Source organism: Arthrobacter liuii (assembly GCF_014639275.1).
Classification (GTDB): Bacteria; Actinomycetota; Actinomycetes; order Actinomycetales; family Micrococcaceae; genus Arthrobacter; species Arthrobacter liuii.
Map to the genome: position 1 here is coordinate 46,165 of NZ_BMFW01000004.1, position 23,223 is coordinate 69,387.

23 protein-coding genes and 1 pseudogene are annotated in these 23,223 nt (G+C 65.7%); 11 read left to right on the plus strand and 13 right to left on the minus strand.

Annotated elements, in window-relative coordinates; translation table 11 throughout:
* Positions 1 to 58: 58 nt before the first annotated feature.
* The 10 genes and pseudogenes from IEW19_RS06050 (at position 59) to IEW19_RS06095 (ending at position 9,547) form a co-directional block, all read left to right on the plus strand.
* On the plus strand, positions 59 to 1,771 hold the full coding sequence (locus IEW19_RS06050) for a glycoside hydrolase family 13 protein (RefSeq protein ID WP_188570780.1): 1,713 nt from the start codon (positions 59 to 61) through the stop codon (positions 1,769 to 1,771).
* 31 nt (positions 1,772 to 1,802) lie between these two features.
* Entirely contained in the window at positions 1,803 to 2,744 is a 942-nt protein-coding gene (locus tag IEW19_RS06055; protein ID WP_188570781.1) for an aldo/keto reductase, read from the plus strand.
* 168 nt (positions 2,745 to 2,912) lie between these two features.
* Positions 2,913 to 3,776 (plus strand): HpcH/HpaI aldolase/citrate lyase family protein, encoded by an 864-nt coding sequence (locus IEW19_RS06060; protein ID WP_188570782.1) that lies wholly within the window; start codon positions 2,913 to 2,915, stop codon positions 3,774 to 3,776.
* 28 nt (positions 3,777 to 3,804) lie between these two features.
* Positions 3,805 to 4,781: pseudogene (locus IEW19_RS06065) on the plus strand (DUF2797 domain-containing protein).
* 54 nt (positions 4,782 to 4,835) lie between these two features.
* Complete coding sequence (locus tag IEW19_RS06070) at positions 4,836 to 5,060, plus strand: DUF3188 domain-containing protein (protein WP_188570783.1); 225 nt, start codon at positions 4,836 to 4,838, stop codon at positions 5,058 to 5,060.
* 60 nt (positions 5,061 to 5,120) lie between these two features.
* Positions 5,121 to 5,582 carry an FAS1-like dehydratase domain-containing protein gene (locus IEW19_RS06075; RefSeq protein ID WP_188570784.1) on the plus strand — a complete coding sequence of 154 codons (462 nt, stop codon included), beginning with the start codon at positions 5,121 to 5,123 and terminating at the stop codon, positions 5,580 to 5,582.
* Between the two features lie 2 nt (positions 5,583 to 5,584).
* Positions 5,585 to 6,022 (plus strand): MaoC family dehydratase, encoded by a 438-nt coding sequence (locus IEW19_RS06080; protein ID WP_188570785.1) that lies wholly within the window; start codon positions 5,585 to 5,587, stop codon positions 6,020 to 6,022.
* Between the two features lie 16 nt (positions 6,023 to 6,038).
* Complete coding sequence (locus tag IEW19_RS06085; RefSeq protein ID WP_188570786.1) at positions 6,039 to 7,316, plus strand: MFS transporter; 1,278 nt, start codon at positions 6,039 to 6,041, stop codon at positions 7,314 to 7,316.
* A gap of 22 nt (positions 7,317 to 7,338) precedes the next feature.
* Positions 7,339 to 8,406: a UDP-N-acetylmuramate dehydrogenase gene (locus IEW19_RS06090; RefSeq protein ID WP_188570787.1), complete on the plus strand. Its 1,068-nt coding sequence runs from the start codon at positions 7,339 to 7,341 to the stop codon at positions 8,404 to 8,406.
* A gap of 37 nt (positions 8,407 to 8,443) precedes the next feature.
* A complete protein-coding gene (locus IEW19_RS06095) occupies positions 8,444 to 9,547 on the plus strand; it encodes a winged helix DNA-binding domain-containing protein (RefSeq protein ID WP_188570788.1) in 1,104 nt (367 codons plus the stop codon).
* 14 nt (positions 9,548 to 9,561) lie between these two features.
* Here the strand turns inward: IEW19_RS06095 and IEW19_RS06100 are convergent, their stop codons facing one another.
* Together IEW19_RS06100 and IEW19_RS06105 are read right to left on the minus strand one after the other, a co-directional pair.
* Complete coding sequence (locus IEW19_RS06100; protein ID WP_188570789.1) at positions 9,562 to 11,205, minus strand: MFS transporter; 1,644 nt, start codon at positions 11,203 to 11,205, stop codon at positions 9,562 to 9,564.
* Between the two features lie 41 nt (positions 11,206 to 11,246).
* The gene (locus IEW19_RS06105) at positions 11,247 to 11,639 is read right to left on the minus strand and encodes an SHOCT domain-containing protein (protein WP_188570790.1); all 393 of its coding nucleotides are present in this window, start codon (positions 11,637 to 11,639) and stop codon (positions 11,247 to 11,249) included.
* Between the two features lie 136 nt (positions 11,640 to 11,775).
* Here IEW19_RS06105 and IEW19_RS06110 point away from each other — a divergent pair, with 136 nt between their 5' ends.
* Complete coding sequence (locus IEW19_RS06110; RefSeq protein WP_188570791.1) at positions 11,776 to 12,342, plus strand: potassium channel family protein; 567 nt, start codon at positions 11,776 to 11,778, stop codon at positions 12,340 to 12,342.
* A gap of 27 nt (positions 12,343 to 12,369) precedes the next feature.
* Here IEW19_RS06110 and asd read toward each other — a convergent pair whose 3' ends face one another.
* The 11 genes from asd to IEW19_RS06165 form a co-directional block, all read right to left on the minus strand.
* Positions 12,370 to 13,500 carry an aspartate-semialdehyde dehydrogenase gene (asd, locus tag IEW19_RS06115; protein ID WP_188570792.1) on the minus strand — a complete coding sequence of 377 codons (1,131 nt, stop codon included), beginning with the start codon at positions 13,498 to 13,500 and terminating at the stop codon, positions 12,370 to 12,372.
* 632 nt (positions 13,501 to 14,132) lie between these two features.
* Positions 14,133 to 14,534 carry a hypothetical protein gene (locus IEW19_RS06120; RefSeq protein WP_188570793.1) on the minus strand — a complete coding sequence of 134 codons (402 nt, stop codon included), beginning with the start codon at positions 14,532 to 14,534 and terminating at the stop codon, positions 14,133 to 14,135.
* Positions 14,521 to 15,174, minus strand: a complete 654-nt coding sequence (locus IEW19_RS06125) for a hypothetical protein (protein ID WP_188570794.1) — start codon at positions 15,172 to 15,174, stop codon at positions 14,521 to 14,523. The genes IEW19_RS06120 and IEW19_RS06125 overlap by 14 nt, the downstream gene beginning before the upstream one ends.
* Positions 15,175 to 15,183: 9 nt before the next feature.
* Positions 15,184 to 16,296 carry a hypothetical protein gene (locus IEW19_RS23405; protein ID WP_229748360.1) on the minus strand — a complete coding sequence of 371 codons (1,113 nt, stop codon included), beginning with the start codon at positions 16,294 to 16,296 and terminating at the stop codon, positions 15,184 to 15,186.
* 118 nt (positions 16,297 to 16,414) lie between these two features.
* Entirely contained in the window at positions 16,415 to 16,633 is a 219-nt protein-coding gene (locus tag IEW19_RS06135) for an NF038396 family protein (RefSeq protein WP_188570795.1), read from the minus strand.
* A 4-nt stretch (positions 16,634 to 16,637) separates the two neighbouring features.
* Positions 16,638 to 17,222 (minus strand): dihydrofolate reductase, encoded by a 585-nt coding sequence (locus IEW19_RS06140; RefSeq protein ID WP_188570796.1) that lies wholly within the window; start codon positions 17,220 to 17,222, stop codon positions 16,638 to 16,640.
* Positions 17,219 to 18,022: a thymidylate synthase gene (locus IEW19_RS06145; RefSeq protein ID WP_188570797.1), complete on the minus strand. Its 804-nt coding sequence runs from the start codon at positions 18,020 to 18,022 to the stop codon at positions 17,219 to 17,221. The genes IEW19_RS06140 and IEW19_RS06145 overlap by 4 nt, the downstream gene beginning before the upstream one ends.
* Positions 18,023 to 18,048: 26 nt before the next feature.
* Entirely contained in the window at positions 18,049 to 19,017 is a 969-nt protein-coding gene (locus IEW19_RS06150; RefSeq protein ID WP_188570798.1) for an NUDIX hydrolase, read from the minus strand.
* Between the two features lie 9 nt (positions 19,018 to 19,026).
* Complete coding sequence (locus IEW19_RS06155; RefSeq protein ID WP_188570799.1) at positions 19,027 to 21,276, minus strand: RNA degradosome polyphosphate kinase; 2,250 nt, start codon at positions 21,274 to 21,276, stop codon at positions 19,027 to 19,029.
* Between the two features lie 130 nt (positions 21,277 to 21,406).
* Entirely contained in the window at positions 21,407 to 22,375 is a 969-nt protein-coding gene (mshD, locus tag IEW19_RS06160; RefSeq protein ID WP_188570800.1) for a mycothiol synthase, read from the minus strand.
* A gap of 33 nt (positions 22,376 to 22,408) precedes the next feature.
* Positions 22,409 to 23,107, minus strand: a complete 699-nt coding sequence (locus tag IEW19_RS06165) for a winged helix-turn-helix transcriptional regulator (protein WP_133345752.1) — start codon at positions 23,105 to 23,107, stop codon at positions 22,409 to 22,411.
* Positions 23,108 to 23,223 lie beyond the last annotated feature (116 nt).

Consider the following 23,223-nt stretch of genomic DNA (forward strand, 5'->3'; position numbering starts at 1 on the left):
GAGGAAGTAAATTTAGACTCAATATAAATATAGCCGCACTGAAGAAAAGGGTCAGTCCTTGTCCCCCACTGCCACTCTGGCAACCCTGTCCGACTCTGACCGTCTGGCCGACCCCAACTGGTGGCGCCAGGCCTCCGTCTACCAGATCTATCCGCGCAGCTTCGCTGACTCCAACGGCGATGGCATCGGTGACCTGAAGGGCATCACCGCCAAGGTCCCGTACCTGAAGTCCCTGGGGATCGACGCCGTCTGGCTGAGCCCGTTCTACCCCTCCGCGCTCGCCGACGGCGGCTATGACGTGGACGACTACCGCGACGTCGATCCGAAACTGGGCACGCTGGCGGACTTCGACGAAATGGCCAAGACCCTGCACGACGCCGGCATCAAACTGATTGCCGACATCGTCCCGAACCACTCCTCCAACCGGCACCAGTGGTTCCAGGAAGCGCTGGCCGCGCCCAAGGGTTCCCCTGCCCGGGACCGCTACATCTTCCGTGACGGCAAGGGCCCCAACGGTGAGTTCCCGCCGTCGGACTGGGACTCGGTGTTCGGCGGACCGGCGTGGGAGCGCATCACCGAACCGGACGGCACCCCTGGCCAGTGGTACATGCACATCTTCGCCAAGGAACAGCCGGACCTGAACTGGTCCAACCGGGAGATCCGCGATGATTTCCTCAAGACCCTGCGCTTCTGGTCGGACCGGGGCGTGGACGGTTTCCGGGTTGACGTGGCACATGCGCTCACCAAGGACCTCACCGAGCCGCTGCTCTCCAAGCTGGAGCTGAGCGCGGCCAACACGGGAGTGGACGGATTTGACGACGGCACGCACCCGTTCTGGGACCGCGACGAAGTGCACGAGATCTACGCCGAATGGCGCGAGGTGTTCAACGAGTACAACCCGCCGCGCACCGCCGTCGCCGAAGCCTGGGTCCACGCCACCCGCCGGGCCCGGTACGCCAGCCCCCAGGGCCTGGGCCAGGCGTTCAACTTCGACCTGCTCCAGGCCGACTTCGACGCCGCCGAGTACCGCGAAATCATCACCCGCAACCTCGCCGAGGCCGCTGCCACCGGCGCCTCCTCCACCTGGGTGTTTTCCAACCACGACGTCGTCCGCCACGCCACGCGCTACGGCCTGCCGCAGGTGGCCAAGGCGAAGGCCGGCGCCAAGGGCCAGGACGGCAAGGACTGGCTGCTCGCCGGCGGCCCCAAGGACCAGCTGGACGTGGACCTCGGTGAACGCCGGGCCCGCGCCGCCACCTTGCTGATGCTGGCCGTTCCCGGATCCGCCTACCTCTACCAGGGCGAAGAACTGGGCCTGCAGGAAGTGGCCGAGATTCCCGAATGGGAACGGCAGGACCCGTCCTTCTTCCGCAACAAGGGAGTGGAAATCGGCCGCGACGGCTGCCGCGTCCCGCTGCCCTGGACGGTGGAAGGCACCTCCTTCGGGTTCGGCGACGGCGGGTCCCACCTGCCGCAGCCGGACTGGTTCAGCAAGTACGCCGTCCAAGCCCAGGACGGAACTGAAGGCTCCACCCTGGAGCTCTACCGCAAGGCCCTGAAGCTGCGCCGTGAACTGCTCACCAATGAGGACCTCGAATGGGTGGAGAACGCCAACCCGGACGTGCTGCACTTCAAGCGCCCCAACGGCTGGACGTCCGTGACCAACTTCGGGAACACCGCCGTCGACCTTCCCGCCGGCACGGTGCTGGTCAGCAGCGCTCCCCTGGAGGACGGCAAGCTGCCGGCCAGCACCACGGCGTGGCTGCGCTGATGAGCCGTTCCCGCGGAAGCGGGTGCCCCTGATGCAGGAAGTCATCTACGGCTGCATGGGCCTTGGCGGCAGCTGGTCTGACGAGCCCCATGGAACCCAGCATGTGGACCAGGCCGCTGCCGCGGTCCAGGCCGCGCTCGACGCCGGCATCACCCTGTTCGACCACGCGGACATCTATCGCAGCGGCAAGTCCGAAGCCGTGTTCGGCGAGGTGCTGGCTGGCACGCCCGGGCTCCGGGACCGCGTCCGGCTGCAGACCAAGTGCGGGATCAGGTTGAACGAACGGGGCCTGGCCACCCACTACGACCTGAGCCGGGACGCCATCCTGGAGCGGGTCAACGGCAGCCTTAACCGGCTCCGGACGGACTATGTGGACATCCTCCTGCTGCACCGCCCGGACCCCCTCGCGGATCCGGCGGAGGTGGCATCCGCCGTCGGGCAGCTCATGGCGGAGGGCAAGGTCCGGCACCTGGGCGTTTCCAACATGTCAGCCGCCCAGATCGAGGTGCTGCAGGACCGGCTGGAGACGCCGGTGGTGGCCAACCAGCTCGAGATGAGCCTGCTCAAGCGGGCGTGGCTGGAAAGCCAGGTCCTGGTGAACCACCCGGAGCACCTGGACTACAGCTTTCCGCACGGCACGCTGGAGTACTGCACCCGCAACAACATCACCCTGCAGGCGTACGGCTCGCTGGCCCGCGGTGCCTACACCGGTGCCGAAACCGGGAGCCCCAGTTCCGCGGAGGCGGCCACCGCGGAACTGGTGGCGGAGCTCGCGGGGGAGTACAGCACCTCCGGCGAAGCCATCCTGCTGGGGTGGCTGATGAAGCATCCAGCGGGCATCGCGCCGGTGATCGGCACGGCCAACCCGGACCGGATCCGCGCCTGTGCCGACGCCGCCAGGGTGGCCCGGGCCATGACCCGCGCCGACTGGTACCGGCTCTGGGTCACGGCGCGGGGCAGCAACATCCCCTGACCCGCCCCAAGTAGGTAGCGCCAGGTGTCGTTTTGAACCCTCAAAGCGACACTTGGCGCTACCTACTTGGGTCAGGGGGCCGGTCACAACCCGTTTAGTTCGTATTGATCCCCACAAGCTGGCCGTTTTCTTCGCCGTGCCGCTTGCGGGCCGGATACTGTAGAAAGCATGACGTCTACCATCGCCACCGAGACCGTAAGGCCGGAACGCAATATCCCCGCAGAGATCGCCCGCTCCTGGCTGCTGGTCAATGCCATGAAGCCGGAGCTCTTCGACCAGTCGGCAGTTTCCCGCGCCGACTCGATCATCCTGGATATTGAAGATGCCGTGGACCCCTCCCAGAAAGACCAGGCCCGGAACAACGTCATCGACTGGCTGACCGCCGGCGGCAAGGCCTGGGTCCGCATCAATGACGCCACCAGCCCGTTCTGGGCCGATGACCTCGCCGGCCTGCGCGGCACCCCGGGCCTGCTGGGTGTCATGCTCGCCAAGACCGAATCCGCGGACCAGGTCACCGAGAGCTTCCACCGCATGGACGGCAAGACCCCCGTCATCCCCCTCGTCGAATCCGCGCTTGGCATCGAGGAAGCCAACCACATCGCCAAGGCGCAGGGCGCGTTCCGCCTGGCCTTCGGTTCCGGCGACTTCCGCCGCGATACCGGCATGGCCGCCACTCCGGAGGCCATGGCCTACCCCCGCGCCAAGCTCGTGGTCGCCAGCCGCGTGGGCAACCTGCCGGGGCCCATCGACGGCCCCACCGTGGGCACCAACCACCCCATCCTGCGCGAGCAGACCGGCATCACCGTGATGATGGGCATGACCGGCAAGCTCTGCCTGGCCATCGACCAGACCCCGGTGATCAACGAGGTCATCAGCCCCACGCCGTCGGACGTCGCCTGGGCCACCGACTTCATGAACGACTTCGAGGCCAACGGCCGCGTGATCCGTGACGGCTCCGACCTGCCCCGCCTGGGCCGCGCCGAGAAGATCATGAAGCTCGCGGTAGCCTTTGGGGTGCAGCCCGCGCTGTAGCGCCCACCCCATCAGTTCAGGAGACCCCGTGACCGATACCCGCTATCTGGTCCACGGGGTCTTTTGGGATGGTCCGCCGGCTTCCCGGGCAGGAGACGCTTCCAATGCTGCGGACGCTTCAAGAGATGCGGACGACGGCGGCGCCCCGGTTCTGCGCCTCCAGTCACCTGAGGGGGACTTCCGGCAGTTGGGCCTCCACGCCGGCGCGCGCCTGGGCTTCGAGGTGGTCCGGCCGGGCAAGTCCTGCCTGGGCCACGTCCAGGTCCACTCAGCAAGCTCCCGCAGCCATGTCCCCTGCGCCTCCGGCGCCCAGGCCGTCCGCGGAAAGCAGTGCGAGCGGTGCTTTGTGCTGGACGAGTCCCGGCTGATGCACGATTTCCACCGCGGCGGCCGGTCACCCCCGGCCTGCGCCAGTACCTGATGCAGGAACACTGGCTGTATGTCGCCACTTTCGCCGGCGGTGCCACCAAGGTGGGAACGGCCTCCGGCCCGCGCAAGTGGAACCGGCTGGCTGAGCAGGGTGCCGCAGTGGCCGGTTATGTTGCCAGGGCGCAGGATGGCCGGGTGGTGCGGATCCTTGAGGACCTGGTGACAGCCGACGTCGGCCTGGCGCAGCAGGTACGTTCCGCGGCCAAGGCGGACGCGCTGCTGCAGCCGCTCCCGGACACCGCGCTGAACGCCATCAATGCGAGCGCGGCCGGAGAGGTGCGGGCGCTGCTGGCGCGGACCGCCGTCGACGGTTTCGAGATTGTGAAGGAGGAGTGGGTCCGGCCCGCGCATGCGGACGCCCTGCACCAGGCGGGTTCCCGCCACGCATATCCGCACGCACTGGGCCAGGGGCAGCACGGCTTTGGCGTCGCTGCCCTGAGCGGGGCGAACGCGTTGGCCCGGCTGGACGGCACGGACGCCGGTTTCGTGGTGAACCTGTCCCAACTGGCCTCGCGGACGATCGTCCTGGGCAACTTCGCCTCCGCGGTGCCGGCAGTGCAGGAATCCCTGTTCTGACCCCGGGGTCCTGGCAACGCCGCCCGGCGGATGCGGACTCGGTAGACTTGGACGGTGCTGAACGAATTCTGGGCCACCGCGCCAACCCGCTACAAAGTCCTCGTTTTCAGCGCGATGGGACTGATCGCCGTGGGCATCATCCTCAACCTCATCGGCAACGCCAGCGGAAACCAGGGCCTGGCCATGGCCTCCCTGCCGCTGATCGGCCTGGGCCTTGTCCTGCACGTGGTCGGCCTCGTGGTCCGTGGCCAGGCTGTCCGGAAGAACCTCCGCCGGTAGCGGCTGCGGCTGCGGCGGGCCTTTTCTACCCGCCAACATGCGGACGATAGGCTGGAATCCATGACTATCAATCCGGACCTGCAGGGCCGAAGCTACCCTGCCGCAGAGGTGTATGACGTCGGCCGCGAGAAAATCCGCGAGTTCGCCCGCGCCGTGAAAGCCAGCCACCCTGCACACTTCGACGTGGACGCAGCCAGGGACCTGGGCCACAGCGACCTCGTGGCGCCGCCCACCTTCGCCATCATCATCGCCCAGCGCGCCGACGCCCAGCTCATCGAGGATCCTGAAGCGGGCATCGATTTCTCCCGTGTGGTCCACGCGGACCAGCGCTTCACCCACCACCGGCCCATCATTGCCGGGGACCGGCTCGTGGCGGAACTGCACGTTGACGGCGTCCGCGCCATGGGCGGCGGCGCCATGGTCACCACCCGTTCGGAGATATTCGCCCTCGGTTCCGGTGGCTCGCGGGAGCCCGTTACCACCACCACGTCATCCATCCTGGTCCGCGGAGAGGGACAGTAACCATGAGCCCCAGCATCCACGAACTCAGCCCCGGCCAGGAAATCGGCAGCCGCACCATCGAGGTCACCCGCACGGACCTGGTCAAGTACGCCGGCGCCTCCGGCGACTTCAACCCCATCCACTGGAACGAGGCCTTCGCCACCAGCGTGGAACTGCCCGGCGTGATCGCCCACGGCATGTTCACCATGGGCTCAGCCGTCCAACTGGTGACTGACTGGGCAGGCGACCCCGCCGCCGTCGTCGATTTCCAGACCCGCTTCACCAAGCCCGTCCTGGTCACCGACACCACCGGCACGGACCAGCCCGGCGCCAGCATCGAGGTCAGCGGCCTCATCGGAAAGCTCGACGCCGAAGCCAACACGGCGCGCATCGACCTCACGGTGGTCTCCGCCGGGCAAAAGGTCCTGATGAAGGCCCAGGCCCTCGTCAAGCTGTCCTGAGCACGAAGTTCAACCGTTGACCACTTCGTCGGCAGGAACCACGGCCACCGCCGCGCAGGTCACCTCCTGGCGCAACGCCGTGGTGGTGGCCTATGGTGCCAGCGGCCTGGCCTTCGCCTCCTGGGTGTCCAGGCTGCCGGCCATCCGGGACGCGCTGGACCTCACCCCGGGCAACGTCGGCGTCGTCCTCCTGTGCATGACCCTGGGCTCATTCGCCTCCGTTTCCGCCTCAGGACTCATCGTGCTGCGGCTGGGATCCAAACGGACCATCCGGACCGGCAGCATCATGGTGGGCGCAGGCCTGCTGGCCACCGGTTTTGGCACAACTGTGCTGGCAAGCCCCGTGGCAACTGCCATTGGCCTGTGCATCATCGGCCTGGGCACCGGGAGCTGGAACACTGCGTCCAATGTGGAGGGCGCGGCGGTGGAACGCGCGATGGGCCGGCACATCATGCCCCGGCTCCACGGTGCCTTCAGCCTCGGTACCGTGGCCGGCGCAGGGCTGGGCGCTATTGCCGCGGCGGTGTCCTTGCCGGTGTTCTGGCACCTTGCAGCGGCGGGGGCGGTGGTGGCGGTTTCGGTGGCGACGGCGGCTTCCTGGTTCCGTGCCGACGTCACCCCGGTGGCGGGGGAGCGCACCTACTCCCCGGACAACTTTGAGGACCCCACGACGGGTCCCATTCCCATCATTGCTGCTGGAACCACAGCGGACGCACCGCTGGACAACAAGCGCAAGGTCGCCCAGGCCTGGCGGGACCGGCGGACCCTGCTGCTGGGAGTCCTGGTGCTGGGCCTTGCCCTGGCCGAGGGCGCGGCCGGGGACTGGGTTGCCCTGGCCCTGGCGGACGGCCACGGACAGAGCGATGCCGCCGGGGCTGCAGGGTACGGGCTCTTTGTTGCGTTCATGACCATCGGCCGGTTCGCCGGCACAGTGGTGCTGGACCGCTATGGCCGCGTGCCCGTGATGCGATGGTGTTCGGCACTGGCTGTCCTGGGTCTCGGCATCTTCGTCTTCGCCCCGGCGCCTTGGCTCGCCTACGTGGGACTCGCGGCGTGGGGCCTGGGCGCATCCCTGGGTTTCCCGGTAGGTATGTCCGCCGCGGCAGACGATCCTTCCAAGGCCGCGGCACGGGTATCCGTGGTGTCCACGATCGGCTACGGGGCGTTCCTGTGCGGGCCGCCGCTGCTCGGGATGCTGGCCGGACACGTGGGCATCCTGCACTCCCTCCTGGCCGTGATGGTCATGCTCGCGCTTAGCTTCGTGCTGTCCCCGGTGGCCCGGAAGGCCAACTAGGTTTCCCTAGTATTGTTGACTGGTGACTCCCACACTGCTTTCCTCCCTGACCACGTCCGCCGTCGGCGGCCCTGCCGGCACCTTCATCGAGGCCCGGACAGAGGCTGAAATCATCGACGCCGTGAAGTCTTCGGACGCCGCCGGGGAACAGGTCCTGATCGTCAGCGGAGGCTCCAACCTCCTGGTGTCCGACGACGGGTTCCCCGGGACCGTCATCAGGATCGCCTCCCAGGGGTTCACGGTCAACGCCGAGGACTCATGCGGGGGAGTAGCCGTGGTGGTCCAGGCAGGCCACAACTGGGACAAGCTGGTGGAGTACGCGGTACGCCACGCCTGGTCCGGAATCGAGGCCTTGTCCGGCATCCCCGGCTCAACCGGTGCCACGCCGGTCCAGAACGTGGGTGCCTACGGCGCGGAAGTATCCCAGACCATCGCAGCCGTCCGCACCTGGGACCGCAAGCGGAACGCCGTGCAGACCTTCACCAATTCCGAGTTGAAGTTTGGGTACCGGGACTCCATCCTCAAGCAGACCACCGTCAACGGCTCGCCCAGGTACGTGGTCCTCACCGTGGAGTTCCAGCTGCCCCTGGGACGGATGAGCGCCCCCATCCGCTACGCGGAACTGGCCCGCTCCCTCGGCGTTGACGTGGGCAAGCGTGCCTACGCCAATGACGTCCGGCGTGAGGTGCTCCGGCTGCGCGCTTCAAAGGGCATGGTGTGGGACGCTGCGGACAGGGACACATACTCCACCGGCTCGTTCTTCACTAATCCCATCGTGCCGGCGGACGTGGCGGAGAAGCTGCCGGAATCCGCTCCCCGCTACCCGGCCGGACGGGACGGGCTGGTAAAGCTCTCCGCGGCGTGGCTGATCGACCAGTCAGGTTTCGGCAAGGGCTTCGGTTTGGAACCGGACGGCGTGGCCGGCGGCCGCGCTTCGCTGTCCACCAAACACACGCTCGCGATCACCAACCGCGGCTCCGCCAGCGCCGCTGACATGGTGGCTGTCGCACGGGAGGTGCGCACCGGCGTCGAACGGCGCTTTGGCATTTCCCTGCACCCCGAGCCGCTGCTCATCGGGCTGGCTCTGTAGCGCCCGCGCAGGCCGCGTCCGCGCCTAGGATGGGCGCATGGCTGCATCTGGTTCCGTACGCGCCCGCAGGATGATCGGCAGGCTCCGATTGGTGTCCCAGCGGCTTGCCGGGGACAGCGTTTCCTCTGTTCCGGAGTTGGTCCGGTGGATGACCGCCATGCAGGCGCAGGACCTGCAGGCCGCGCTGTGGGCGGTCGGCGTCCGAGTGCCGGGAGCGGGGATGGCCGATGTGAGGGCTGCCATCAATACTGGAGCCGTCGTCCGGTCCTGGCCGATGCGGGGAACACTGCATCTGGTCGCTCCCGGGGACCTGCGCTGGATGCTGGACCTCACTGCCGAGCGGCTTACCAGGAGCATCGCAGCCCGGCACCGACAGCTTGACATCGTGTGGTCAGATGTCGAGAAGGCACGCGATATTGCGCTGGACCGCATCCTGGCTGACGGTCCCATCAGCCGCTCCGGGCTCTTCAAGGTGTTCGACGCCGGAGGCCAGCCAACCCAGGGCCAGCGCGGCATCCACCTATTGGGTTCGCTCTGCCGGCACGGCTGGCTGGTGCCGGGGCCTCTTGCCGGCAACCAGCAGCTGATCGCGGCTTTTGATGACTGGATTCCGGCGTCCCCTGTCCCCGAACGCGGGGAAGCGGTTGCCCGGTTCCTGCTCCGCTACTTCCGGAGCCACGGACCTGCCACGCTCCGGGACTTCGCTTGGTGGACACAGCTCCCGCTGACCGAGGTCCGCGCTGCGTTGCAGAACGTTCGCGACGAACTGGTGGAACTCGAGTTTGATGGCACCAGCTACTGGCTGTCTCCGGAGGCGGCATCCCTCCTGGATACCGGCGTCCCGGGTGCGCGGTCCCTTCACCTGCTGCCCGGTTTCGACGAGTTCGTCCTGGGATACACAGACCGCACGCACGTCCTGGCACCCGAGCATTCCGACCTGATCGTTCCGGGCGGCAACGGCGTCTTCAAGAAAACGGTGGTTGCGGCGGGGAAGGTGGTGGGCACCTGGGCGCTCCACGGCTCGGGCCGGGGTGCCGCCGTCGTCCCCGAACTTTTCGACGGAACTGCGCCGCTGGGTCCCGCAGCCCAGGTTGCGCTCAGCCGCGCAGCCCAACGCTACTTGGCGTTTCAAAATACATGACGGCCGGGCGTAGCCTACGACGGTTCGGCCGGCTGGGCCGCGTGCGAGGACTCGGCCGGTTTGCCCACAGCCTCCTCGGGGAGCCGCCCGGTCAGGAACAGCGCGGAAATCGACAGCAATGCGGTCAGTGCCAGCGCCGCCCGCAGGGCATCCAGCCGGGAACTTGAATTGACCGACATTATTGCGTCGGCCACCTCTTGGTTGACCCCGGCGCTGTCGAGGGCACTCTGTAGCTGGGTGTCGGATATGAATGGTACTCCGCTGGCAAGCTGGACCGAGGCACGTTCCTGCACGGAGGGCGGAACAGCGGGATTGTCCTGGATGCCGGCCACGAACGATGCACTCAGTGTTGCGATGAGTACCGAACCGATCAGGGCTGTCCCAAGGGAGGCGCCGAGGTTGGTGGTGGTGTTCTGCAGCCCGCCCACCTCTGCGCTCTGCGAGTCCGGTACTGCCGAGACCGTGATGGCTCCCAGCTGGGAGGACACCGCGCCCAATCCCAAGCCCATCAGCAGCATGGGGATCGCGACGATGCCAGCATTCGCACCGGGGTCCATTCCCGCGACCAGGACAAGGATGCCGGCGATCACCAGGGCGAGGCCGATCCGGACCACACGGCGGGGATTGGCACGCGGCCGGAACTTGGGGATGCCGGCCGCGGCCAGGATCAGCGCGATGGACAGCGGGAAGATCCGTATGCCGGTTTCCAGCGCGCTCAGCTCCAGCACCACCGACAGAAACAGGGGGATGGTGAAGAAGACCCCGGCCTGGACAAGGAACTGGGCAAAGAAGACGCTGAGCCCGCCTGTGAGGCGCACGTTCCGGAAAAGCTGTGGATCGATCAGTGGGTCGCCGCCCGTGGCGGCGCGGTGCGAGGCAAGCCGCATGAACAGGTAGAGGACAAGCAGGCCGCCAATGAGCAGCCACACCACCGGTGAGAGTCCCAGGATTTCCGGCGCACCTGGCTTGGATTGCACCCAGCCCCACTCGCCCGAGCGCAGCACACCGTAAACCACCATGCCCAGCCCGACTATTGACAGCAGGGAGCCGGCCAGATCAAGGCGGACCTTGGCCGGCGGGACGTCTGCCACCTTTCGCAGGACCAGCAGGATGAGCAGGACGATGACTACCTCTCCGGCGAAGACATAGCGCCAGGAGGCGAACGTGGTAACGGCACCGCCTATCAATGGGCCTGCCGCGATCGCCATTGCCCCCGCAGCGGCCAGCAGTCCGTAGGCGGCAGCACGGCGGTCGGGCGGAAAGTTAGCTGCGACCAGGGCCACCAGGGCGGGCATGATCAGGGCCGCGCCGATCCCCTCCAGAAGGGACCAGCCAAGAAGCAGGACCCCCATGTTGGGGGCCAGCGCAGTGGTCAGGGAACCCGCGGCGTAAACCACCAGGCCGACGCCAAAGGCCCGGCGGCGGCCCAGGATGGTGCCGGCCTTGCCTCCTGTGAGCATCAGCGTCGCCATGACCAGCGTATAAAGTGTGATGGCGGTTTGGATGCCGGTGATCGTTGTGTCCAAGTCCGCGGCCACGGTGGCCATCGAAACGTTCATGACCGAACTGTCGAGGGCCATGAGGAACTGGCCGGATGCGAGTACTGCCAGGACGAGGCCGGGGCTGTTCCGGGTCTTTGAGGTCACCCCGGCCTGCATGGGATGCGTCACCTTTCGCGGAACTCGTACCGCGGGCTTGGTCATCTGCCCGCGAGGGCGCGGTTCTTCAGCACGGTGAACTCCTGCTCCGAGATGGCGCCTTCCTCCAGCAGGGACTTGGCTTTCGTGATCTCTTCGGCAGGGCCCGTACCGGCAATGGTCCGGACGTAGGACTCGGTGGCATCCTGTGCCGCTTCCGCCCGAATCGACTGGCGGACTGCCATGCCAGGGCCCCTTGCGAGCAGATAGACAATGACTGTCAGGAACGGGAGGAAGAAGCAGCAGATGACCCACAGGGCCTTTGACCAGCCCGGTAACGTCGCATCCCGGAACAGGTCAACCACCACTTGGAACAGCACAATCAGATAGGCAAAAAAAGCCATGCTCCAGAAAAGCACCCAAAAAAAGTCCCAGAAGTTTTCCCAGAAGTTCATCGGTCCTCCTATAGCAAAAAGTGGACACATTCCGCGGATGCATAAAGGGAACGGCGCGGCGTGTGATGCAACAATTTTGCCCTCGGCCCGGCTCGATTGGATGGGCCAAAAGTCCTTGCCGGAGCTATGATCAGGCATGGCAGCGAAGGGCTTTGGCCGGGAAGATCCGGTTCTTCTGCGGGAACTCGACGAGGCTGCGCGGCGGCGTGAAGTACTGCTCGTAGCTCTTCGGATGGTTGCCTTTGCCGCCATCATCCTTGGCCTGTATTTCTTGATTCCCGTCGGGGGATTCAACGACCAAAATGCCGCAGGCGCCTGGATCCGGCTGGCTGCCGTCGTCCTGGTCTTCCTGGCCGTTCTGGCCCTTCAATTACGGACCATCTTGACGGCGTACGTACCCCAGCTGCGGGCGGCCGAAGCCGTCGTCGAATTGGTCCTGCTGCTCTTGTGCCTCTTCGCGCTGCTTTACCTGTCCATGTCCGTGACGGACCCCGCGTCTTTCAGCGAGCCGCTAAGCAGGACCGATGCCCTGTACTTCACCACATCCACGTTCGCGACAGTCGGCTTCGGCGACATCACGCCGGTGAGTGAGCTTGCCCGGGGGTTGGTGGCCGTCCAGATGGTTGCAGGCCTGGGAGCACTTGTCATCATCGCGAGGGTAACGTTCTTTGCGGCAGGCCGCCGCCTGGGCCGGTACATGTAGGCGTACCGGCCAGGCTGGGAATCCCTGCTAGAGGTTGCCGGTGGCGATGTTGAGCATGCGGCGCAGGGGCTCGGCGGCGCCCCAGAGGAGCTGGTCACCCACCGTGAAGGCGCTGATGTACTGCGGGCCCATGTCCATCTTGCGGATGCGGCCCACCGGGATGTCCAGGGTGCCGGATGCCGCAACCGGCGTCAGATCGGCCATCGAAGCTTCCTTGGTGTTGGGAACCACCCTGGCCCACTGGTTGTCCTCGTCCAGCAGCTTCTCGATCTCGGCGACGGAGAGGTCCTCGCGCAGCTTGAGGGTCAGGGCCTGGGAGTGCGAGCGCATGGCGCCGATCCGCACGCAGAGGCCGTCCATGATGATGCGGTTGTCCTCGGAGGTGCCCAGGATCTTGTTGGTCTCAACCCCGGCTTTCCACTCCTCCTTGGACTGTCCGTTGCCCCGGTCGGCGTCGATCCAGGGGATCAGGGAGCCGGCCAGGGGGACGCCGAACTGGGTGGCGTCGATGTCCGTGCGCTGGTGGGCCAGGACTTTCCGGTCGATGTCCAGGATGGCCGACGCCGGGTCGTCCAGTTCCGTGCTGACCTCGGCGTTGAGCGTGCCGAACTGGCTGAGGAGCTCACGCATGTGCCGGGCGCCGCCGCCGGAGGCTGCCTGGTAGGTCATGGACGTGCCCCACTCAACCAGCCCGTTCTTGAAGAGTCCGCCGAGGCCCATCAGCATGCAGGAGACGGTGCAGTTGCCGCCGATGAAGTCCTTGGTGCCGTTGACCAGGCCCTTGTCGATGACGTCGCGGTTGATGGGGTCCAGCACGATGATCGAATCGTCGCTCATGCGCAGCGTGGAGGCGGCGTCGATCCAGAGGCCGTCCCAGCCGCGGCTGCGCAGCTCGCCGTGGACCTGCTTGGTGTAGTCCCCGCCCTGGGCGGTGACGATAATGGGCAGCTTGGCCAGCGTGTCGACGTCGAACGCGTTCTCGAGCTTGCCGGCGCCGTCAGCGAACGACGGCGCGGCACCACCCGCGTTGGAGGTGGAGAAGAACACCGGGTTGATGTTGGCGAAGTCGCCCTCGTCCTGCATGCGCTGCATCAGGACGGAACCGACCATGCCGCGCCATCCGACCAGGCCGACGGAAGGGGTAGCTGCTGTAGTCATTCGTACAGTTTAGACTTTGCATCCGGAAGGGCGCAGTCGGTTACGTCACGCCCGGCCGGTGCCGAGTTCCTCCAGTGAGTAGCTGTGCAGTTCGCCCGTCTTGGTCGTTCGCAGGACCCGCTTTTCACCCCGTGCAAGCGCGGCATTGGGAGACGTACAGCCCTGCGTTCCTTGAAGTAGTAGGCCCATGTCGTTGGGACGATCCAAAGCCCAAACGCAATGGCGAACACAATCTGGCCCCGATTGGGTTGCTCTGTGCCTCCACAAACAATTTGACGAGGAGCACGGCCACAACCGTCATGATTAGTGTGATCAGGATGGTCAGGAAGAGTGGTCCGCCAGCCGAATTAATCGGTTTGACGGCACTGCCAGCGTCGCCCTTGTAGACGCCGTATTCCTCCACCGTGAGTCCCTGCCTCGCAGCCCCTTGCTCCACATGCCGGCGGTAGTAACCCCATCGGCGCGACGACTCATTCGGTCCAGGAACTTCCTTGCCCATCAATTTCCTCTTTCCCTTTCCACGCCGGTGCCCGATCTTCCTTTAGATAGGCATGCGCGTGGCGGTTCATGCTTGTTGCATAGCCCAGGCTGCGAGGAGTTGGAAGGCAACGCGGGGACCTTGGTCCCGCGGCCTATTCAATAGGCCGCGGGAGGTTCCGGGCCTTGCGGAGCTTTTCGGCTTTGCGCTCCTTGAAATAGCTTGCCCATGCGACGACGAAGGGAAAAATGCACGCGGGGAAAACCCACCACGTCCGGCCGGCGATGTCCCAGGCATTCTGGAGGATCACCTGGACAACGAAATAGACCAGTCCTCCCATGCATGCCGTGAGGAGGATGGCAAGGAACAACAGGCCCCCGGAGGAGTTGACGGGCTTTAGGACGCCCAACCCGTCGTCCTTGCGGACCCCGTACTCGTCCTCGGTGTAGGCGACAACTTCACCGTTCTCTCCCGTACGGTGCAGCACGCGTTCTTCCGTTGGGTGATAGGGGACGTAGCCCGGCTCCTGCGGAACGTCGCGGCTACGCCTCGCCACGGAAGCCCTCTATTGCTTCGACGAGTCCGGCCTCATCAAGGCTCGGGGTTTCGTTCACTTCGTCGGTGGTGAAGTCGGGGACTCCTAAAGTCCAGGAATCGTCGTCCCGCCGGATCAGCAGGTGCTTCTCGGCATCGAGGGACTTGAAAACCAGATACGCCGTGCCGTCGACGTTCTGCTCGACGTGCTGGCGGACCACGCGGAAAGTCGCCTCGGATGAGCTGATTGAGGGGTCCTGGGCGAACACGAACCACGTGCCCAGGAGCCGTGGTTGCAGCATCAAAGCCACCCCCGGCGCCTCCAACAACACCACGTTGTCCATGCTGTCAGGTGTCAGCAGGGAAATTTCGGTCCAGTGCCGGGCATGCCCCATAGCTGTCGCCACCGCCGCCGCCACGCCTTTCACTGCGAGGTCGCCATCGTCATCAAGGGTAGCCATGTCCCTTGCCATCAGGGACGAGGCCCCCGCAGTTGAAAGGCTGACATCGTCCACCAGTTCTTGGGCTCCGAAGACACTGACGGACCGGTCTCGGGCGGCACCTTCGAATACGTTAAGGAGGTAGGCAAACTCGCCTACTCCGAAGCCCATGACGTCGACGCCAAGCCGTGGCTCCTGGGCCCTCTCATCTTGAACGGTCATGAAGGTCTCCTAATCCGCGAAGCCGAAGAACTTGGCTACTGATTTTCCTGCATCGTTGATGGTTTTCCCGGCGTCGCTGACGAACTTTCCCGGGTCCTTGACGGCGTTGGCGATTCCTTCACCTACATTTTTGCCGACGCTGCTGATGGTGTCCCAGTTCTCGTAGATGGCGATCCCTGCACTGGCAACCTGGCAGACCGTCCCCGCCGGTGGAGGCAGGAAACAGCCTATACCCAGGGCGGTTTTGCCGAGGCTGACTGCTCCTTGCTCCAAATTCCCGTCAGCGAAACTTTGCACCGAATCGTAGGCGCTGAAGCCGACTCCTACCCAGCCAAGACCGCGGGCCAGCCCGGATTTGCCAAGCCATTCGAATCTGCTGCCTGCGCCAATCCAAGGCTTCTCTGCGGTGAGGCTGGCGATCCTGTCCAGCGGCTTGAGGAACTTGTCCATCCCCTCCGTGTACCTGTCCAGGTTTTTCAAGGAGGCGATATCAGACGCACGATCGATCAACCTGATGGCGCGGTTCTTGTCGGAGGAAGTCTTGAGCAGGCTCTCGAGGTTTTTGTTGCCCTGTGTGGTTTGCCAGAGGTGCCGGCTATCGAAGGCCGGACCACCAATCCGGTGGCGCCCTTTTGTGAGCATGGACTTGACCATGTCAGCGCCATTGTTTTTCGCCACCCAGCCGTATTGGCCAATATGCTTCGCCAAGGTCAGCGGTGCCTTGACGTTCTTCTGGACGGCCATAAAGTTAGTGAGGCCACCCGCCAACGCGGCCCCGCCGAGGAGGGCCCAGTTATCCGGTGTACCTGCCGTAGGCCCAGTGCCCTTCCCACCCGCTCCTCCCGAGCCGTTGGTGCTGGCCTTCTCCTGCTCATCGGCGTTCCTCAGCAGCACCTTTGATTCCTGCTGGAGCCGCGTGACCGTCTGTTGAAGGAGCGTGCGGTGGTTGCTGTTCCAGTCAGACCGGAACCGCTGGGCGTCTGCGCCCTTCCATGCCGGGTTGTTGTTGATCTGGCTGCTCAGCTGCGTCGACTGCTGCTGCAGCAGGTCCGCGGTCTTGCTGAACTGCTGCGCGAGGGTCCGCAACTGCTCGATGTCGGCGCCCCACAAAGTTCCTGCCACCAGGATTCCCCCCAATACTTATCCGCAGCGGTCCACAGTGCTGTGTGCCCAGCCTAGGGCAGGAGCCGCCCGGTCGCGATGGGGCGGTCTCCCCATGCAACCAATCGGCCAGCCGCAGCTAACCCCGGTCTGACTGCTCCAAGACGGCGGCCTTCCGGGCACGCAGCGCGAAGAACGCGCCGAAGGTGAACACCTGCGTCACCACGACCAGCACGATGGCGCCGGCGATCTTGTTGCCGCCCAGGATCATGGTCAGCCCCACGATCGCGGACAGCAGCGCCAGCAGGGGCAGCAGCATGTAGCCCAGGACAAACAGGGTTTCGGGTTTCTTCAGCATGTTCCTAGCCCTCGGTCCGTGACCATTTGGTGAATCGGTAGCGTGTGCCGTTGGCGGCCGTCAGCCAGCCGTCCGGCGGGACGGAGGCGGACGCTTCCCAACTGGGGCCAAGCTCGGGGGCGAACGTGTCGCCGTCGGCCGTCACGTCGATGGTGGTGACCACCGCTACGTTGGCGAGCTCCGTGGACTGGCGGAAGACCTCCCCGCCGCCAAGGATCCAGACCGTCTCGCCGCCGTCGACAAACTGCGACTCAAGGAGCGCGTCGTCAAGGGAAGGAGCCACGACGGCGCCCTCCGCCTCAGGCGTGTTGGCCCAGCTTTTCTGCCGGGTGATGACGATGTTCGTGCGTCCGGGCAGGGGGCGGTATTTGTCCGGGAAGGACAGCCAGGTTTTGCGGCCCATGATCACGGGGTGCCCGGTGGTGAGCAGGGTGAAGTGCTTGAGGTCCTCGGGGAGGTGCCAGGGCATGTCCCCGTCCTTGCCGATGACGCCGTCGGACGTCTGTGCCCAGACCAAGCCGACGCCCGTGATCGAGGCGGCCAGTTCCTCCGTGAAGGACTGGGGGTCCGTGGAGTTTTCCGTGCTCATACGGCGATCGGTGCCTTAATCGTGGGGTGGTGCTGGTAGCCCACCACTTCGAAGTCCTCCAGCGTGTAGTCGAAGATCGACGCCGGCTTGCGGGTGATCTTCAACTGCGGGTACTGGTACGGCTCACGTTCCAGCTGCTTGAGGACCTGGTCCATGTGGTTCTCGTAAATGTGGACGTCCCCGCCGGTCCACACGAACTCACCCGGCTCAAGCCCCACCTGCTGGGCCACCATGCAGGTGAGCAGCGCGTACGAGGCGATGTTGAACGGCACGCCCAGGAACATGTCCGCGGAGCGCTGGTAGAGCTGGCAGGACAGCTTGCCGTTGGCCACGTAAAACTGGAAGAACGCGTGGCAGGGCGGCAGGGCCATGTCATTGAGTTCAGAGACATTCCAGGCGGACACGATGTGCCGTCGCGAGTCCGGGTTGGACTTCAGGTTCTCCATCAGTTCGGCAATCTGGTCGATGTGGCCGCCGTCCGGGGTGGGCCAGCTGCGCCACTGCACGCCATAGACAGGGCCCAGGTCGCCGTCCTCGTCAGCCCATTCGTTCCAGATGGTGACGCCTTGGTCCGTCATCCACTTGATGTTCGTCTCGCCGCGCAGGAACCACAAAAGTTCAACGGCCACAGACTTGAAATGGACCCGCTTGGTGGTGATCAGCGGGAAGCTTTTCGAGAGGTCAAAGCGCATCTGGCGGCCGAAAACGCTGGTGGTTCCGGTGCCGGTGCGGTCCGATTTATGGGTGCCGGAGGCCAGGACATCCCGCAGGAGGTCTTCATAAGGCGTTGGGATGCTCACGGTTCAAGTCTACTTGGGGCCGGGGCTCAGTCGTCGAAGGGCCTGAACTGCTCCACTGCCACAACCCGTGCCTTCCCGACCACGGCCACGTGGCACACCACCATCTCGCCGGGAGACAGGAAGGGGTCGCCGGCGGGCAGCAGCTTCGCGAGGTGTGCGGGCATGTGCGCGGACAGTTGCTTAAGGATGGTGGGCAGGGCGGGCCGGTGGGTGCAGACCACCACCGCCCGCTGTTTGTCGAAAAGGGATTCGATGACGGCGGCCGTCTTCTTCGGGCTGCGTTGGTGGTTGTGCTCGGTCAGGCCTTCTGCCAGCTTTACTTTGGCACCACTTTCCCGCGCGTACGGCGCCACGGTTGCCACACAGCGCAGCCACGGACTCGTCACCACCCGCATCGGCTTCCACGCCTTGAGGAGCCGGCCCACGGCCTGGGCCTGCCGGGTCCCGGTGACCGCCAGCGGACGCTCGCCCTCTGCCTTGCTCCAGGACGCGCGCGGTTTGGCCTTGGCGTGTCGGAGCACCAGCAGCGGCCAGGTGTCCAGGGCGCCGCGTTCGTGGGCGTCCCGCAGGGATTCAAGGGGCCCGACGTCGGAAGGGTTGGTCAGCAGGCGGGCGGCCTTTTCGGGGGCGCACCACATGACGCTGTCCACCTCCTTGCCGTCCGGAACCAGGCCGTTCCCGTTGACCTTGACCGCCCAGTAGTGGACCTTCTTCAGCCCGGACGCCACGTGGTAGTGGATGGACGGCAGCGGGATGCCCAGCGGTGCCCGAAGGCCGATCTCCTCCCAGACCTCACGAAGGGCGCACTCGGGGATGGTCTCGCCGGCGTCGATTTTTCCCTTGGGCCATGACCAGTCGTCATAGCTGGGCCGGTGGATCAGCAGGACTTCAAGGCGGTCCTTCACGACCCGCCACGGGATGGCGCCCGCAGCGGTCACGGCTACGGGTTCCCCCGGGTGGTCAGTCTGGTCGGCTACGAGTGCATCGCTCGACAACGCGGCTGCCTATCGCCGGCTGAGGCTGCGTTGCCGCGGCCGGGACGCCAGCAGCCAGGACTGGACGTCTTCGAGCGGTTTCCCGTCCTCGGAGAGGTGGTGCCGTATCCAGTTGCCCTCGTTGTCCAGGTGCCAGCTGGACGTGTCCGGGTCCATGTAGCGCTTCAGCAGGTCGAGGACGTAGGCGATGTCATCCGCGCTGGCCAGCTGGACAAGGGCCTCGACCCTGCGGTCCAGGTTGCGGTGCATCATGTCGGCGGATCCGATGTACACCACGGGATCCCCGCCGTTGGCGAAGGCGAAGACGCGGGAGTGCTCCAGGAACCGGCCCAGGATGGAGCGCACGGTGATGTTGTCGCTTAGGCCCGGAACGCCGGGGCGCAGCGAGCAAATGCCGCGGACCACCACGTCCACCTTCACCCCCGCCTGGGACGCGCGGTACAGCGAATCGATGATGGCCTCGTCCACCATCGAGTTCACTTTGATCTGCACATGCCCGGGCACGCCCGCCCGCGCGTTGCGGATTTCCGTCTCAATCCGGTCGATGAGCCCCGAACGCACGGAACGCGGCGCCACCAGGAGGCGCTTGAAGGTTGACTTGGGTGCGTAGCCGGAGAGCTGGTTGAACAGCTTGGAGAGGTCCTCGCCCACCTGGTCGTTGGCGGTCAGGAGGCCCAGGTCCTCGTAATACCGTGCCGTCCGCGGGTGGTAGTTGCCGGTGCCGATGTGGCAGTAGCGGCGCAGCCCGTCCACTTCCTGGCGGACCACCAGCGAAAGTTTGCAGTGCGTCTTCAGGCCCACGATGCCGTACACCACGTGCACGCCTGCCTGCTCCAGCTTGCGGGCCCAGGAGATATTGGCCTGCTCATCGAACCGTGCTTTGATCTCCACGAGGGCCAGGACCTGCTTGCCGGCCTCGGCGGCGTCGATCAGGGCGTCAACAATGGGGGAGTCGCCGGAGGTGCGGTACAGGGTCTGCTTGATGGCCTGGACCTTCGGGTCCGCCGCTGCCTGCTCCAGGAACGCCTGCACGGAGGTGGAGAACGAATCGTACGGGTGGTGCAGCAGGATGTCCCGGCGGCGCATGGCGGCGAACACGTTTGCCGCCTTGGACGTTTCGGATTCGTTCAGGTACCGCGAGGTGTGGGGGACGTGCTTGGGGTAGTGCAGGTCCGCCCGGTCGATCCCGGCGATTACTGACAGGCCGCGGAGGTCCAGCGGAGCCGGCACCGTATACACCTCGGATTCCTCCACACCCAGCTCGCGGATCAGCAGCGACCGGATGTTGGGGTTGATGTCATGGGTGACCTCAAGCCTGACTGGCGGCCCGAAGCGGCGCCGCAGGAGTTCCTTCTCCAAGGCCTGCAGGAGGTTCTCGGCGTCGTCCTCCTCCACCTCCACGTCCTCGTTCCGGGTGACGCGGAACGTGTGGTGCTCCAGGACCTCCATGCCGGGGAAGAGCTTGTCCAGGTTGACGGCGATGACTTCCTCAAGGGCGATGAACCGGGCCACACGGCCGGGCACGGCGCCGGCGCGGGGACCATCGATGGAGATCAGGCGGGGCAACTGGTCCGGGACCTTAACGCGGGCGAAGAGTTCCTTGTCGCTGACGGGGTTCCGGACCACCACGGCAAGGTTGAGCGACAGGCCCGAGATGTAAGGGAAGGGGTGCGCCGGATCCACGGCCAACGGCGTGAGGATGGGGAATACCTTTTCCGCAAACATCACGCTGAGCTGCTGCTTGGCGGCATCGTCCAGCTCCGCCCAGTGCATCAGATGGATGTGCTCATAAGCCAGGGCCGGGCGGATCTGGTCGGCGTAGACTTCCGCGTGCCGTTCCTGGAGCCGGTGGGCTTCCTCGCTTATCCGCTCAAGCACCTCGACGGGGCTCAGCCCGGCGGGGGAGGGGACTGCGAGTCCGGTGGCGATGCGGCGCTTGAGGCCAGCCACGCGGACCATGAAGAACTCGTCAAGGTTGGAGGCGAAAATGGACAGGAAGCTGACCCGCTCCAGCAAGTGGAGGGTTGGGTCCTCGGCCAGTTCCAGTACCCGGGAATTAAAGGCCAGCCAGCTCAGTTCACGGTCCAGGAACCGGTCCGGCCGGATGTCGCCTTCCGGCTGCAGGTTCGGCGCGAATTCGGGGATATCGATGCGGTCCTGGGTGGCCCTGGACGCCGGTACTTCAGAGGAGCCGAAGCGGGCCCGCACTGGTACCGCAACATCCCGGGACGTGGCTGTTCCGGAGGGTTCCGGGTTCATGGCTTCTCCTTTTGCTGGCGCTCTGGTGCCGGCGCTTCCGCCCCGCGCGGCTCCCTTTCAACCTTACAAGCATTCTCCTGCCACACGGCCCCTGATTTACGCCCTGCCAGGGGCTCACGTGGATGCCCTTTTACCCTCCCGCCGGACCATACATGACGTCCATATCCCAGCGGCTGAATCCCAGCCGCCGGTAGAGCGCCACGGCTGCGGTGTTGTCTGCGTCCACGTAGAGCATGACTCCGCTCAGCCCTGAGTCACGGAGGTGCCTGATGCCGGCGATGGTCAGTGCCTTGCCCAGGCCCATGCCCTGGGCCTCCGGTGCCACGCCCACCACGTAGACCTCCCCGATGGCAGGGTGCGTCCCGTGCCGGGGGTGGACCTTGGTCCAGTGGTAGCCCAGGAGGTGGCCGTCCCGGTCCTCGGCCAGGAAGAAGCCGGCAGGATCGAACCAGTCCTCCGCCATGCGTGCCTCAAGGTCAGCCCGGGTGAGGTTCCCCTGCTCCGGGTGGTGGGCGAACGCAGCCCGGTTGGCAGCCAGCCAGGAATCCTCATCCTTGCCCGGCACGAAGGTGCGGATCGATACCCCGTCCGGCAGGCCGGCGTCGGGAAGGTCCGCACCCGCCGTCGTCATCCGCATCTTCCACAGTTCACGCACCGGCGCGTAGCCATAGCGGGCGGCGAGGTCCGCGGCGGCCTCATGGTTGCCATGGGACCAGGCGTTCAGTCCGCCAAAGCCCCGGACTTCCTTGAGCGCGCCTACCAGCCGGTCCGCCACTCCCTGGTTCCGGTAGGAGGGGTGAACGGCAATTTCCAGGATGCCGCTGCCGTCAGTCTCTTCCACCACGACGGCGAAGCCCGCCAGGTCCTGGCCGGTCACCGGATCGGAGTCCTCATCGGGCGCGTAAAGGGCCAGGGTCAGCAGTGTGTGCTCCGCGGAATCTCCGGCACGCAGGGTCACCAGGGTCTGCTCGGAAATGGAAGGATTGCCGTCCGATTCCTCGGCCGCGGCCAGAACGTCGCGGCAGTCCTTCAGGAGCTGCTGGTCAACTCCGCCCCGGACGACATGGACGGGCCACTTTTGCGGATGCGCTGGAGTCATGAGCCAAGGCTATACGCCGGTGGCGCCCGGGGCTTAGGCCTCGGTGAGTTCGTCTTCCTGTTGCCGGACCAGGGTGAGGCGGTAGCCAACGTTCCTGACCGTGCTGATCAGGTTCTCGTGGTCCGCGCCGAGCTTGGCCCGTAAACGCCGGACGTGGACGTCAACAGTGCGGGTGCCGCCGTAGTAGTCGTAGCCCCAGACTTCGGTGAGCAGCTGCTGGCGGGTGAACACCCGGCCGGGGTGCTGCGCCAGGTACTTCAGGAGCTCGAACTCCTTGAAGGTCAGGTTCAGCGGCGCCCCGTTGACCCGGGCCGTGTAGCTTGCCTCGTCGATGACGACGCCGGCGGCGCGGATCTCGCTCGGGGCGTCCTCCTGCTCGGGCACCGCCCGGGCAACGGAGAGCCGGATGCGCGCCTCCACCTCGGCGGGTCCGGCGGAATCGAGGACGATGTCGTCAACAGCCCAGGCCGAGGACACCGCCGCCATGCCGCCTTCAGTAAGGATCAGGACCAACGGAGCGCTGAGTCCGGTGGCTTTCAGGAGCTGGGTGAGGGAACGGGCCCCCACCAGGTCCTTGCGGGCATCCAGCAGGACTATGTCGCAGGGGTCGGTTTCGAGGAGGGCCGTGGGCTCGGCGGGGAGGATATGGACCCTGTGGTTCAGCAACTCAAGGGCAGGCAGGATGTCCACCGAAGAACCGGTGCTGTTTGTCAGTAACAGGATGTGCGACATTGTTCCTCCAAGGGCCGTCCGCGCATCATTGGGCGACTGAACCGGATTCTCACCGGCCGGTACTGGCTTCCCGCACGAGGTTTTTGGTCCGTCAGCACGCCGCCGGCCAGCCACCT